The organism is Streptomyces sp. MZ04, from assembly GCF_004684775.1.
In the GTDB taxonomy this organism is placed as follows: Bacteria; Actinomycetota; Actinomycetes; order Streptomycetales; family Streptomycetaceae; genus Streptomyces.
Genome location: NZ_SRIC01000049.1, coordinates 24,636 through 37,565, shown reverse-complemented (window position 1 = coordinate 37,565; position 12,930 = coordinate 24,636). Strand labels below are relative to the sequence as shown.

12 protein-coding genes are annotated in these 12,930 nt (G+C 69.4%); 10 read left to right on the top strand and 2 right to left on the bottom strand.

Annotated elements, in window-relative coordinates; translation table 11 throughout:
* Positions 1-87 precede the first annotated feature (87 nt).
* A complete protein-coding gene (locus E2651_RS13860; RefSeq protein WP_135331403.1) occupies positions 88-1,284 on the top strand; it encodes an acyl-CoA dehydrogenase family protein in 1,197 nt (398 codons plus the stop codon).
* A gap of 13 nt (positions 1,285-1,297) precedes the next feature.
* Here E2651_RS13860 and E2651_RS13855 read toward each other — a convergent pair whose 3' ends face one another.
* Positions 1,298-1,738 carry a cell division protein SepF gene (locus E2651_RS13855; protein WP_135331402.1) on the bottom strand — a complete coding sequence of 147 codons (441 nt, stop codon included), beginning with the start codon at positions 1,736-1,738 and terminating at the stop codon, positions 1,298-1,300.
* A gap of 292 nt (positions 1,739-2,030) precedes the next feature.
* Between E2651_RS13855 and E2651_RS13850 the strand changes: the two genes are divergently transcribed.
* Positions 2,031-3,305 carry a DUF5685 family protein gene (locus E2651_RS13850; RefSeq protein ID WP_135331401.1) on the top strand — a complete coding sequence of 425 codons (1,275 nt, stop codon included), beginning with the start codon at positions 2,031-2,033 and terminating at the stop codon, positions 3,303-3,305.
* Positions 3,306-3,399: 94 nt separating this feature from the next.
* On the opposite strand, the gene E2651_RS13845 is transcribed toward E2651_RS13850, so the two are convergent.
* Positions 3,400-4,359: an ABC transporter substrate-binding protein gene (locus E2651_RS13845; RefSeq protein ID WP_135331400.1), complete on the bottom strand. Its 960-nt coding sequence runs from the start codon at positions 4,357-4,359 to the stop codon at positions 3,400-3,402.
* A gap of 473 nt (positions 4,360-4,832) precedes the next feature.
* Here E2651_RS13845 and E2651_RS13840 point away from each other — a divergent pair, with 473 nt between their 5' ends.
* The 8 genes from E2651_RS13840 to E2651_RS13805 all read left to right on the top strand — a co-directional run bounded on the left by E2651_RS13840 (position 4,833) and on the right by E2651_RS13805 (position 12,769).
* Positions 4,833-5,690, top strand: a complete 858-nt coding sequence (locus E2651_RS13840; protein WP_135331399.1) for an amino acid ABC transporter permease — start codon at positions 4,833-4,835, stop codon at positions 5,688-5,690.
* Positions 5,687-6,574, top strand: a complete 888-nt coding sequence (locus E2651_RS13835; protein ID WP_135331398.1) for an amino acid ABC transporter permease — start codon at positions 5,687-5,689, stop codon at positions 6,572-6,574. Before E2651_RS13840 ends, E2651_RS13835 begins: the two co-directional genes overlap by 4 nt.
* Positions 6,571-7,332 carry an amino acid ABC transporter ATP-binding protein gene (locus tag E2651_RS13830; protein ID WP_135331397.1) on the top strand — a complete coding sequence of 254 codons (762 nt, stop codon included), beginning with the start codon at positions 6,571-6,573 and terminating at the stop codon, positions 7,330-7,332. The genes E2651_RS13835 and E2651_RS13830 overlap by 4 nt, the downstream gene beginning before the upstream one ends.
* A 25-nt stretch (positions 7,333-7,357) precedes the next feature.
* The gene (locus E2651_RS13825; protein WP_135331396.1) at positions 7,358-8,338 is read left to right on the top strand and encodes an ABC transporter substrate-binding protein; all 981 of its coding nucleotides are present in this window, start codon (positions 7,358-7,360) and stop codon (positions 8,336-8,338) included.
* A gap of 92 nt (positions 8,339-8,430) precedes the next feature.
* A complete protein-coding gene (locus tag E2651_RS13820; protein WP_135331395.1) occupies positions 8,431-9,426 on the top strand; it encodes an LLM class flavin-dependent oxidoreductase in 996 nt (331 codons plus the stop codon).
* Entirely contained in the window at positions 9,419-10,738 is a 1,320-nt protein-coding gene (locus tag E2651_RS13815; RefSeq protein WP_135331394.1) for an NtaA/DmoA family FMN-dependent monooxygenase, read from the top strand. Before E2651_RS13820 ends, E2651_RS13815 begins: the two co-directional genes overlap by 8 nt.
* Positions 10,739-10,743: 5 nt before the next feature.
* On the top strand, positions 10,744-11,610 hold the full coding sequence (locus tag E2651_RS13810; protein ID WP_135331393.1) for a DUF1684 domain-containing protein: 867 nt from the start codon (positions 10,744-10,746) through the stop codon (positions 11,608-11,610).
* A gap of 259 nt (positions 11,611-11,869) precedes the next feature.
* Positions 11,870-12,769, top strand: a complete 900-nt coding sequence (locus E2651_RS13805) for a S1 family peptidase (protein ID WP_135331392.1) — start codon at positions 11,870-11,872, stop codon at positions 12,767-12,769.
* The last annotated feature ends 161 nt before the right edge of the window (positions 12,770-12,930 follow it).

The window sequence follows — 12,930 nt, the reverse complement described above, 5'->3', positions numbered from 1 at the left end:
CTTGTTCCTGCGTGACCCCGCACCGTAACGTCGCAGCCAGCCGTCAGTAACTATCACTGCTAGTTTGCGCGCCGCCGGAGGCCCGAGATGTCCGCACGCAGCCGTACGCCCCTGCCGCCCTTCGACCCCGCCGACCCGCTCGGCATCGACGACCTCCTCGCCCCGGAGGACCTGGCGATCCGCGAGACCGTCCGCACCTGGGCGGCCGACCGCGTCCTGCCGCACATCGCCGAGTGGTACGAGAAGGGCGAGCTGCCCGGCATCCGTGACCTGGCCCGCGAGCTCGGCTCGATCGGCGCGCTCGGCATGTCCCTGGAGGGCTACGGCTGCGCGGGCGCCAGCGCCGTCCAGTACGGACTCGCCTGCCTCGAGCTGGAGGCCGCCGACTCCGGCATCCGCTCGCTCGTCTCCGTACAGGGCTCCCTCGCGATGTACGCCATCCACCGCTTCGGCTCCGAGGAGCAGAAGCGGCGCTGGCTGCCGGGGATGGCCGCGGGCGAGATCATCGGCTGCTTCGGCCTGACCGAGCCCGACCACGGCTCCGACCCCGCGTCGATGCGTACGTTCGCGAAGAAGGACGGCACCGACTGGGTGCTCACCGGACGCAAGATGTGGATCACGAACGGATCGGTCGCGGGCGTCGCCGTCGTCTGGGCGCACACCGACGAAGGGATCCGCGGATTCGTCGTCCCCGCCGACGCTCCCGGCTTCTCGGCGCCCGAGATCAAGCACAAGTGGTCGCTGCGCGCGAGCGTCACCAGTGAGCTGGTGATGGACGAGGTGCGGCTGCCCGCCGACGCGGTGCTGCCCGAGGTCACCGGCCTCAAGGGCCCGCTGAGCTGCCTCTCCCACGCCCGCTACGGCATCGTCTGGGGAGCCATGGGCGCCGCCCGCTCCTCCTTCGAGACCGCCGTCGAGTACTCCAAGACCCGCGAGCAGTTCGGCAGGCCCATCGGTGGCTTCCAGCTCACCCAGGCCAAGCTCGCCGACATGGCGGTCGAACTGCACAAGGGCATCCTGCTCGCGCACCACCTCGGCCGGCGCATGGACGCGGGCCGGCTCAGGCCCGAGCAGGTCAGCTTCGGCAAGCTCAACAACGTACGAGAAGCGATCGAGATCTGCCGTACGTCACGGACGATCCTCGGTGCCAACGGGATCTCGCTCGAATACCCCGTGATGCGGCACGCGACGAACCTCGAGTCGGTCCTCACCTACGAGGGCACCGTCGAGATGCACCAGCTCGTCCTGGGCAAGGCGCTCACCGGCATCGACGCCTTCCGGTGAGCGGCCTCGCCCGCTAGCTCTGGTTGAAGAAACCGTCGACGGGGCGGCTCGCGGCCTCCCCGTTGACGATCTGCGTGTCGGCGGGAGTGAGCAGGAAGACCCGCGTGGCCACGCGCTCGATGGAGCCGCGCAGACCGAAGGTCAGGCCCGCCGCGAAGTCCACGACGCGCTTGGCGTCGCCGGGCTCCATCGACGTGAGGTTCACGATGACCGGGACGCCGTCCCGGAACATCTCGCCGATGCCGCGCGCGTCCCGGAAGCTGTCCGGGGTCACGGTCCCGATCCGGCGGCCCTGCTCCTCGGCCGTCTCGCTCGCCACCCGCACCCGCGGGTCGGTGACCCAGGCATCGCCGGGTCCCTCGGCACCGTCATCGTCGTAGCCGTCGTAGTAACGCTCGTCATTGTTGTCGTCGACGAGGCCAAGCCAGGCACTCGCCTTGCGCACCGATCCCATGGACGCCTCCTCTCACAGCGGGCTTTCTGCGTTCCGCATCCCCATGTTCGTCCATGATGCGGATGGTGCGCCAAGTGGATAGTCGCCGCGCGGGGTTTTCGTGACGGTACTGGTGCAGAGTCAACTGCCCGAAGCACGTGATTCCTCAAGGGTCTTGCTGTGTACAGTTGCTGACGGAGAGTGAAATATGATTCTTCACTGCGTTCGGGTGACGGGCGGTGCGTCCGGGTGAACGGACCCCTCGATACGATGCCGGAGTTGATCGTTTGTCGGGCTTCTCGGGGGAGTCGTCTTGTTCGGAATCGTCAGGCCATGCAGCCACCGCCTCGGCGAGGGTCTTAAGACACAGTGGATGGCGCATCTGTGCGGGCTCTGCCTCGCGCTGCGCGGTGACCACGGGCAGTTCGCCCGCGTCGTGACCAACTACGACGGCCTGATCATCTCGGTTCTGACGGAGGCTCAGGCCGAGAAGTCGACCGGCTGGCGGCGCACCGCGGGGCCCTGTCCACTGCGCGGCATGCGCACCGCTTCCGTCGCGCAGGGCGAGGGCGCGCGGCTCGCCGCCGCCGTCTCGCTGGTGCTCGCGTCGGCGAAGGTGCGCGACCACGTCGTCGACGGGGACGGCCTCTTGGCGCGCAGGCCGGTGGCGGCGGCCGCCCGGCGGGTCGCGCGGAGCTGGGACCGGGCGGGCGCGCGGACCGGCGCCGATGTGGGCTTCGACACGGCGGTCCTGCTCGACGCCGTCGAACGGCAGGTCGGCATCGAGGGCTTGGCGGGCCCCGGCACCTCGCTTCTGACGGTCACCGAACCCACCGAGACGGCGACGGCGGCCGCCTTGGCGCACACCGCCGTCATCGCGGGCAGGCCCGGCAACGCCGAGCCGCTCGCCGAGGCAGGCCGGCTCTTCGGCAGGCTCGCGCACCTCCTGGACGCCGTGGAGGACAAGGAAGCTGACGCCGCGTCGGGTGCGTGGAACCCTCTGACGGCGACGGGTACGGGCCTTGCCGAGGCCCGGCGGCTCGCCGACGACGCGCTGCACGGCATCCGGCTCGCGCTGCGCGACGCCGAATTCACCGACGGCAAGCTCGCCCACATGCTGCTCGCGCACGAGCTGGAGCGGTCGGTGGACCGCGCCTTCGGGGCCGACTCGTGCGGGCACGCCCACGAGGTGACGGCCCATCAGGGCGGTTCCTTCGGGCCGCCGCAGGGCGGACCGCCACAGCAGGGCGGGTCGTACGGACCTCCCTCCGGCGGTCCGTACGACCCGCAGTCCCCGTACGGAGGTGGCAATCCGTACGGAGGCGGGGCGCCGGGTGCCCCCGGCGGTCCAGGCGGCTTCGGTGGCGGGCCCGCGTTCGAGCCGCAGCCGCCGAAGCCGGGCAAGCGGGGCTTCTGGGCGGGGTGCGCCGTCGCCATCGGGCTCTGCTGCACCTGCAAGCTGTGCTGTGCCGATGAGTACGAGGGGCCCTGGTCCCGCAAGAAGCGGGAAGGGTGCTGCAACAACTGCGATGACTGTGGTTGCTGCGGTATCTGTGAGTGCTGCTCTTGTTGTGATTGCGGGCTTTAGGTGCTTGGCGGTCCTTGCTTCGTCTGCTGCGGGTGTGTGGGGGCTTGTCGCGCAGTTCCCCGCGCCCCTTCGGGGCGCTACACCTGACGGCAGTTCAGTCCTTGATCTCCGGCGGTGAGATCTGGGACTCCTCGATCGCAGAGCCCTGAGTACCCCACTTCTTCAGGATGCGGGCATACGTGCCGTCCTCGATGAGCTGATTCACCGCGGCCTGGAAGGCCGGCGCCAGCTTCGTGCCCTTCTTGAAGGCGAAGCCGACGTCGAGCCGGTGGTACTCGCCCAGGAACTTCAGCCCCTCCTGGTGTGCGACGGCGTAGCGCAGTCCGTTGATGGTGGACATCACCGCATCGCTGCGGCCCTGCTGGAGCGAGCCCCAGATCGCGCCCGGCTCGGCGTACGTCTTCACGCTGTACGGCTTCTTGCCGGCGTCGTCGCAGACGTGCTTGTTGTCCTCCAGGGTGACCTCGAACGTGGTGCCCGCGCCGGTCGCCACGTTCAGGCCGCAGAGCTGCTCGAAGTCGGTGACCTTCTTCAGCTTGCTGTCGTCACGGACGGCGAAGCCCTGGCCGTCGTTGATGTACGTGACGAAGTCGATGGTCTTGCGCCGCTCGTCGGTCACGCCGAAGTTTCCGGTGCCCAGGTCGTACTTGCCGCTGTCCAGGGCGGGCAGGATCGCCTCGAAGCTCGCGGCCTCCCGCTTCAGCTTCAGGCCGAGCGTCTTGGCGACCGCCTCCGCGAAGTCGGCGTCCTGGCCGACGATCGTCTTCCCGTCCTCCAGGTAGGTGTTGCCCGGTGGGCTGCCGCCGACGGCGGTTGCCAGATTGAGGGTGCCCCGTTCGCGTACGTCCGAGGGGAGCAGCTTCGCCGCCGCCTCGTTCTTCTTGACCGAGGAGACCACGTCCTTGGTGGGGATCTTGTCGCTGTTGCCCGCGGGTGCCGCGCCGCCCGTGGTGTCGGCGGGGTCACCGGAACCGCAGGCGGTGAGCGTGAGGGTGGCGGCGGTGATCAGGGCGAAGGCCGCAGGGACGCGGCGGGAGTGCGGGGGCTTGCTCATGGCGTGACGGTCTCCATCAGGCAGCAGGGCGGGGCAGGGCAGGGCGAAGCGGACGTACGAGGGGAGGGGTGCCGCTGCTCAGGGCGGTGCAGCAGTGGCGTACGCGTGTGAAGGCGGGGTCAACGGCGCGCGGGCACACCGGAGTTGGGCGGGCGCACACGGGAGATGCAAGGCGAATGAGGCCCCGGGAAAAGGGGGGCTCAGCGCGCGGGAGGTCGGCTCAGAGAGTCGTCGAACACGACGCGGACCACACTCGACCGAAGTCGATGTGGGAGCGCGTGACCAGCCACTGCTGCGAATGCATGGGGCAAGTGGAGCAGGCATCCGTTTCCGCGTCAACTGCCGTGAGACGTAACGCTCACATCCTGGACGGCCTTGACAGAGCGCGTGAGCCGCCCCTTACTCTCAAGGCGGATCGTGCTGAGGGGCTCGGTCCGTGTGAAGGCATCACCCGTATCCACGGAGCCTTCGCCATGTCTTCCGACACGCTCGCCAAAGCCGCGACCGCCCCTCCTCAAGAACCCCCGCCCGATGTCCCGCGCATCGTGCCGCAGCGCCGCGCAGGACAGTGGGCGGCCGCCGCCGTGGTCCTGGTGCTGCTCGGGATCGCCGTCAACTCCGTCGTACGCAATGACGCGTTCCAGTGGGACGTGGTCGGCGACTACTTCACCTCCGCGTCCGTCCTGCGCGGCCTGTGGCTGACGCTCTGGCTGACCGCCGTCGTCATGGCGCTGGGATTCGCGCTCGGCACGCTGCTCGCTGCGGGGCGCCTGTCGGCCAACCCCGTGCTGCGGAGCGTCAGTTGGGGCTATGTCTGGCTCTTCAGGTCGATGCCGATCCTGGTGCAGCTGCTGTTCTGGTTCAACATCGGTGCGCTGTACCCGTACCTCTTCGGCGTGAAGACGGTGAACCTCCTCGGGCCGATCAGCATCGCCGTCATCGGGCTCACCCTGCACGAGGCCGCGTACGCCGCCGAAGTGGTGCGCGGCGGGATCCTCTCCGTCGATCGCGGGCAGATCGAGGCCGCGCAGGCGCTCGGCCTCAGCCGGTGGCGCAGATGGCGGCGGATCGTCCTGCCGCAGGCCATGCGCTCCATCGTGCCGCCGGCCGGGAACATGCTGATCGGCACGCTCAAGGGCACCTCGATCGTCAGCGTGATCGCGGTGCAGGACCTGCTGTACTCCGTGCAGTTGGTCTATCACCGCACCTACCAGGTGATCCCGCTGCTCCTGGTCGCCACCATCTGGTACGTCGTGATCACCTCGCTGCTCAGCGTCGGCCAGTACTACGTGGAGCGGCACTACGCGCGCGGTTCGGAGCCGACCCGATGAGCGTGACGGAGGCTTCGGGGCGCAGGCCGGCCGAAGGCCTCGTGAAGGACGACGACCACGACGCGCTGAAAGTCGTCCCCGTGCGCCACCCCTGGCGCTGGGTCGCCGTCGCCGTGACGGCCGTCCTGGTGGCGCAGTTCGCGCATGGCCTCGCCACCAACTCCGGCTGGGAATGGGAGGTGTTCGCCGAGTTCTTCACCGCCGACGTGATCCTCGAGGCGGTCTGGGTCACCCTCCAGCTCACCTTCTACGGCACGGTGGTCGGCTTCGCGCTCGGCATCGTGATCGCCTTCATGCGGCTCTCCGCGAGCCCCTTCCTGAAGGCGGTGGCCTTCGCCTACATCTGGGCGTTCCGGTCGATCCCGCTCATCGTGCAGCTGCTGTTCTGGTTCAACCTGGCCTATCTCTACAAGGAGTTGCAGTTCGGGATCCCGTTCGGGCCCGGCTTCTTCTCCTTCGACACGATGGGGCTCGTCGGCGCGATGAGCGCGGCGGTCCTCGGGCTCGCGCTGCACCAGGCCGCGTACGCCGCCGAGATCGTGCGCGCGGGCGTACTGGCCGTCGACAGCGGCCAGTTGGAGGCGGCGGCCGCGCTCGGCATCCCCAGGCTGCGGCAGATCCGCCGCATCGTGCTTCCGCAGGCGATGCGCTCGATCCTGCCCAACGCGGCCAACGAGATCATCTCCCTCTTCAAGGGCACCTCGATCGTCTCCGTGATGGCGATCGGCGAGCTCTTCTACCAGGTGCAGGTCATCTACGGCCGCAACGGCCGCGTCGTGCCGCTCCTGATGGTCGCCACCGCCTGGTACATCCTCCTGACCACCGCCCTCTCCGTCCTCCAGCACTACGTCGAACGTCACTTCTCGAAGGGGGCATCGCGATGAGCGCGATGGTCGAACTCCGTTCCGTACACAAGTCCTTCGGGAGCCTGGAAGTCCTGCGCGGCCTCGATCTGGAGGTGCAGACGGGCGAGGTCACCGTCATCCTCGGGCCCTCCGGATCCGGCAAGTCCACGCTCCTGCGCACCATCAACCACCTGGAGAAGGTGGACAAGGGCTGGATCAGCGTCGACGGCGCGCTCGTCGGCTACCGGCGCTCCGGCGACAAGCTGTACGAGCTGCGCGAACGTGACGTACTCAAACAGCGCACCCGGATCGGCTTCGTCTTCCAGAACTTCAACCTCTTCCCGCATCTGACCGTCCTGGAGAACATCGTCGAGGCGCCCGTCTCGGCGCTGAAGCGGCCCCGCAAGGAAGCCGTCGCGGACGCCGAGGCGCTGCTCGCCCGGGTCGGGCTCGCCGACAAGGCGGACGCCTACCCCAAGCAGCTCTCCGGCGGGCAGCAGCAGCGCGTCGCCATCGCCCGCGCGCTGGCCCTCGAGCCGAAGCTGCTGCTCTTCGACGAGCCGACATCCGCGCTCGACCCCGAGCTGGTCGGTGAAGTCCTCGACGTCATCAAGGACTTGGCCCGGCAGGGCACCACGATGATCGTCGTCACCCACGAGATCGGCTTCGCGCGCGAGGTCGCCGACACGGTCGTCTTCATGGATGACGGACTCATCGTCGAGCAGGGCGCCCCCGGCGACGTACTCGACCGGCCGCAGCACGACCGTACCCGCGCGTTTCTTTCCAAGGTCCTCTAGTCCCACGTTCTTCAGGAGCTCTCGCATGCTTTCCCGACGTACCCTCTCCGCCTCCGTCGCCGCGCTGGCCATCGCGCCCCTGCTCGGCGCCTGCGGCGGGGACAGCGACGCCGCGACCGGCGGTGGCAGCAAGGCCGGCACCGGCACCAAGAAGGTCGGAAACACCAACATCGGGCCCGACCAGAAGCGCGTACGCGGCAAGAAGGTCGCGTCGATCGCCGCGCTCGTGCCCGAACAGGTGCGAAAGCGGGGAACGTTGCGGCTCGGCGGCGGCGCCGAATCGGCCGCGCCGCTGGGCTTCTACGCCACCGACGACAAGACCCGCATCGGCTCCGAGGTGGACATCGCGATCCTGGTCGCCGACACGCTCGGCCTGAAGCCGAAGTTCGAGCAGGTGTCCTGGGAGAACCTCTTCGTGGGCCTGGACAGCGGGAAGTTCGACGGGGTCTTCGGCAACGTCACGGTGACCGAGGAGCGCAAGGAGAAGTATGACTTCGCGACGTACCGCCTCGACAACATCGCCTTCGAGGCGCGCGAGGACGCCGACTGGACGGTGAAGAAGCCGGCGGACGTGGCTGGTAAGACCATCGCTGTCTCCTCCGGCACCAACCAGGAGAAGATCCTCGTCGACTGGAGCGAGGAGAACGAGAAGGCCGGGCGCAAGCCGGTGGACATCAAGTACTTCCAGAAGGACTCCGACTATTACCTGGCCCTCCAGTCGGGGCGTATCGACGCGTATCTCGGGCCGAATCCTTCGGCCGCCTATCACGTTGCTTCGTCGGGGCAGACGAAGATCGTCGGGACGTTGTCCGGTGGGGGTGACTTGATCCAGGGGGAGATCGCCGCGACCACGAAGCGGGGGAGTGGGCTTGTTGATGCGTACGCGGCGGCGCTGAACCACGTGATCAAGGACGGGAGTTATGGGGAGGTTCTGAAGCGGTGGGGGCTTTCTGATGAGGCTGTAGCGAAGTCGCGGATCAATCCGCCGGGGTTGCCCAAGCCGTAGCGGTTCTGTCTGCGGGTGCTTCGTGGTTGCTCGCGCAGTTCCCCGCGCCCCTTCGGGGGCGCTACTCCCCCCCGCTCAGAAAGGTTCAGTCAATGACCCTTCACCTCGCCGTCTCCATCGATCAACCAGGGGTGTACGAACCCGCCCCCTACGCCGAGTCGGCCCTGCTCGCCGAGCGTGGTGCGCTCGACTTTGTGACGCTCGGGGACTCCTTCGGGAGGCCCGGAGCCGACGCGCTCGCCGTGCTCGCGCGGGTCGCGCCCGGCACCGCGCGGATCGGGCTCGTCCCCACGGTGACGACCACGCACACCGAGCCGTTCCATGTGCAGGCCGCCGTGGCGACCCTGGACTGGGTCAGCCACGGGCGGGCCGGCTGGACGGTCGACGTGTCGGCCACCGAGGCGGAGGCCCGGCTCTTCGGGCGGCGGCACGCCGCGCCGCCCGGCGAGCTGTGGCGGGAGGCCGGTGAAGTCGCCGACGTGGCCGCCCGGTTGTGGGACAGCTGGGAGGACGACGCCGAGATACGGGACGTGGCCACCGGCCGCTTCATCGACCGGGACAAGCTGCACTACGTCGACTTCGAGGGAGGCACCTTCTCCGTCCGGGGCCCCTCCATCGTGCCCAGGCCGCCGCAGGGGCACCCGGTGACCGTCGTCGACGCCACCGCCCCGCACGCCCGTGACACCGCGGCGCGGTACGCGGATGTCGCCCTGGTCCGCGCCACCGGACTCGCCGGCGCGGACGCCGCGCGGGCCGAACTGCGGGCCGCGGCCGCCGAGTTCGGGCGTGCCCCGGACTCGCTGAAGGTTCTCGCCGATCTCACCGTGGACCTCGGCGACGGCGAGGCCGTCGTCGACCTCGCCGAACGCATCGCCTCCTGGCACGCGTCCGGCGCCGTGGACGGCTTCCACCTGCGGCCCGCCGAGCCGCGCCGTGACCTGGAGCGGATCGTCAACGGCACCGTGGCGCTGCTCCAGCACCGCGGTCTGTTCCGCACCTTCTATCCGGGCAGCACCCTGCGCGACCACCTGGACCTCGCCCGGCCCGCCAACCGTTACGCCGCGCTCTCGGGGGACCGTCATGAGTGAACGTACGACTTCGACTTCGCCGAAGAAGCGGCTGCATCTCGCCGCGCACTTTCCCGGCGTCAACAGCACCACCGTCTGGGCCGATCCGCGGTCCCGGTCGCAGATCGACTTCGCTTCGTTCGAGCAGTTGGCCCGCACCGCCGAGCGCGGTCTCTTCGACTTCTTCTTCCTCGCGGAAGGCCTTCGGCTGCGCGAGCACAAGGGGCGCATCCACGACCTGGACGTCGTCGGGCGGCCCGAGTCCCTCACCGTCCTGAGCGCGCTCGCCGCCGTCACCGAACGCCTCGGCCTTGCGGGCACGGTCAACGCGACCTTCAACGAGCCCAACGAACTCGCCCGCAGGCTCAGCTCGTTGGACCACCTCAGCGCGGGCCGCGCCGCCTGGAACGTCGTCACCTCATCCGACGCCTTCACCGGCGAGAACTTCCGGCGCGGCGGGTATCTCGACCGGGCGGACCGGTACACCCGCGCCGCCGAGTTCGTCAGGACCGCGCGCGAGCTGTGGGACTCCTGGACGCCGGAGGGTGAGCCGCGGCCCTTCGCGCACCAGGGGCAACACTTCGACATCGAGGGGGAGTTCACCCTGCCGCGCTCGCCGCAGGGGCATCCCGTCGTCATCCAGGCGGGGGACTCTCCCGAGGGGCGGGAGTTCGCCGCGTCCGCGGCCGATGTCGTCTTCACCCGGCACGGCACGCTGGAGGCGGGCCGGGACTTCTACGCCGATGTGAAGGGCCGCCTCGCCAAGTACGGCCGCGCCCACGACGACCTGAAGATCATGCCCGGCGTCACCTTCGTCCTCGGCGACACGGCCGCCGACGCCCAGGAGCGGGCCGCCGAGATCCGCCGCCGGCAGGTCTCCCCGCAGAACGCGATCCTCGCCCTGGAGCAGGTCTGGGGCGTGGATCTCTCCTCGTACGACCCGGACGGGCCGCTCCCCGACATCGACCCGGACCCCGAATCGGCCCTCGTCCAGGGCCGGGTGAAGATTGCCAATCCCTTCGAGATCGCGGCGAAGTGGCGTGCGCTGTCGCGGGCCAAGGGGCTCTCCATCCGCCAGACCGTCATCGAGACGACGACCCGGCAGTCGTTCATCGGCACACCGGAGGCCGTCGCCGCCGAACTCGAGGAGTTCGTGGCGACCGACGCCGCCGACGGATTCATCCTCGTACCGCACCTCACCCCCGGCGGTCTCGACGACTTCGTCGACCGGGTGGTGCCGCTGCTCCAGGAGCGGGGCGTGTACCGCACGGAATACCAGGGCGCGACGCTGCGCTCGCACCTCGGGCTGCGCGAGCCCGTATGGAAGGGTTGATCACCATGAGCACCGAAACGGGCGCCGCGAACAACGACGCCGTACAGGACTGGAAGCACTGGCACGAGCAGCGGACGGAGACGGTCTCCGCGCCCTACGGCCCGCTCTCCCTCACCGGCACGCACTGGCTCGCGGACCATCCGGAGGGTCAACTTCCGGACATCCCCGGGCGCTGGACCGAGGCGGGCGACGAGATCGTCCTGACCGCGGGCCCCGACGACGGCCTCACCCTCGACGGAAAGCCCCTCAGCGGAGAGGCCCGCCTGGCCGCCGACCCCGGACCGGTCGGCGCGGCCCGCGTCGCGCTCGGCGAGCGGCGCTTCGTCGTGCTGCGCCGCGAAGGGCTCTGGGCGGTCCGCGACTTCGACCCGGAGTCCGCCACACGCCGCGCCTTCCAGGGCATCGAGGCCACCGCGTACGACGAACGCTGGGCGGTGCCGGGGCGCTTCACTCCGTACGACGCCGAGAGCGCCGTCGACGGCGTACGCACCGTCCGGGTCGGGAACGCCGACGGGGTGCAGCGGGGGCTCGGCCTCGGCGGTGAGCTGGCCTTCGACCTGGCCGGAAACCGGCTCACGCTCCAGGTGTCGGTGGAGGGCGACGTTCCGCAAGCTCTCGGCTCCGCTCGAGCAGGGGAGGCCCCATCGCTGTGGGCGGTGTTCGCGGACACGAGCAGCGGGGTCTCCAGCTACCGCTTCCGCTTCCTGCGGCCCGCCGCGCCGGACGCCGACGGACGCACGACGGTCGACTTCAACCGGGCGCTGCTGCCGCCCTGCGCCTTCGCCGACCACTTCATCTGCCCCTTCCCGCCTCCGGGCAACACCCTCACCGTCGAGATCGCCGCCGGAGAACGGAACCTTCTCGGCCGGTGACACGTCTGACTGGGAGCCGATGACCCAGAGCCCCGGTGGCGTACGACAGGTACGACAGCCACCGGGGCCGGTCGACGTGTATCCGGCTGACGGCCGAAAGGCGCCCTTGTGCGGGCACGCCTTGGCCCGAATACTCCCGAGCAGCGCTTGTCAGGGGCACGGCGTATCCGGAATCCGGTCCGCCCTTTGTTCCTTGGCTGCGCCTCACGGGCTCCCAACCCACGCGGGCCCACTGACTTCCCCCCGGGAGGAACAACAAGTGAGGATCAAGCGCACCACCCCCCGCAGTGGCATAGCGAGACGCACTCGTCTGCTCGCTGTCGCCACCGGACTCGTGGCCGCCGGCGCGCTCGCCGTACCCGCCGCGAACGCGAACGACGTCACCACCTTCAGCTCGGCGCAGCTCGACAAGGCGGGCGACGCGGTACTCGACGCGGATGTCGCGGGCACCGCGTGGAGCGTCGACAAGGCGACCAACCGCCTTGTCGTCACCGCCGACAGCACCGTCTCCAAGGCCGAGATCGCCGAGATCAAGAAGGCGGCGGGCAGCGAGGCGGGCGCCCTCAAGATCGAGCGCACTCCCGGCAAGTTCAACAAGCTGATCTCCGGCGGCGACGCCATCTACGCGTCCAGCTGGCGCTGTTCGCTCGGCTTCAACGTCCGCAGCGGCACGACCTACTACTTCCTGACCGCCGGACACTGCACCGACGGTGCGGGCACCTGGTGGTCCAACTCCGGGCACACCACGACGCTCGGTTCCACGACGGGCTCCAGCTTCCCGACCAACGACTACGGCATCGTCAAGTACTCCAACACGACGATCACCAAGTCCGGCACGGTCGGCAGCCAGGACATCACCAGCGCGGGCAACCCCACCGTGGGCCAGGCCGTCAAGCGGCGCGGCTCCACGACCGGTACCCACAGCGGCTCGGTCACCGGTCTGAACGCGACCGTCAACTACGGCGGCGGCGACATCGTCTACGGCATGATCAAGACCAACGTCTGTGCCGAGCCCGGCGACAGTGGCGGTCCGCTCTACGCGGGCACCAAGGCGCTCGGCCTCACCTCCGGCGGCAGCGGGAACTGCTCCTCGGGCGGTACGACCTTCTTCCAGCCGGTCACCGAGGCGCTGAGCGCGTACGGCGTGAGCGTGTACTGACCGACGTACTGAACGGCGTACGACTGATCCGCGTACGACTGATCCGCGTACGGCAAGACTGCAGCCAGCAGCAGATGAACCCCCGTCCGGAGTCCGGGCGGGGGTTCACCCTTGTCTCCCGTCTCCCTTTGTGCGCCGTGCGGGGTTACCTTCGAAGTACA

Excerpts from the sequence above, each read along its gene's own strand:
- E2651_RS13860 (WP_135331403.1), top strand. The coding sequence starts at position 88 with ATGTCCGCACGCAGCCGTACGCCCCTGCCGCCCTTCGACCCCGCCGAC.
- E2651_RS13855 (WP_135331402.1), bottom strand. The coding sequence starts at position 1,738 with ATGGGATCGGTGCGCAAGGCGAGTGCCTGGCTTGGCCTCGTCGACGAC.
- E2651_RS13845 (WP_135331400.1), bottom strand. The coding sequence starts at position 4,359 with ATGAGCAAGCCCCCGCACTCCCGCCGCGTCCCTGCGGCCTTCGCCCTG.
- E2651_RS13840 (WP_135331399.1), top strand. The coding sequence starts at position 4,833 with ATGTCTTCCGACACGCTCGCCAAAGCCGCGACCGCCCCTCCTCAAGAA.
- E2651_RS13835 (WP_135331398.1), top strand. The coding sequence starts at position 5,687 with ATGAGCGTGACGGAGGCTTCGGGGCGCAGGCCGGCCGAAGGCCTCGTG.
- E2651_RS13830 (WP_135331397.1), top strand. The coding sequence starts at position 6,571 with ATGAGCGCGATGGTCGAACTCCGTTCCGTACACAAGTCCTTCGGGAGC.
- E2651_RS13825 (WP_135331396.1), top strand. The coding sequence starts at position 7,358 with ATGCTTTCCCGACGTACCCTCTCCGCCTCCGTCGCCGCGCTGGCCATC.
- E2651_RS13820 (WP_135331395.1), top strand. The coding sequence starts at position 8,431 with ATGACCCTTCACCTCGCCGTCTCCATCGATCAACCAGGGGTGTACGAA.
- E2651_RS13815 (WP_135331394.1), top strand. The coding sequence starts at position 9,419 with ATGAGTGAACGTACGACTTCGACTTCGCCGAAGAAGCGGCTGCATCTC.
- E2651_RS13810 (WP_135331393.1), top strand. The coding sequence starts at position 10,744 with ATGAGCACCGAAACGGGCGCCGCGAACAACGACGCCGTACAGGACTGG.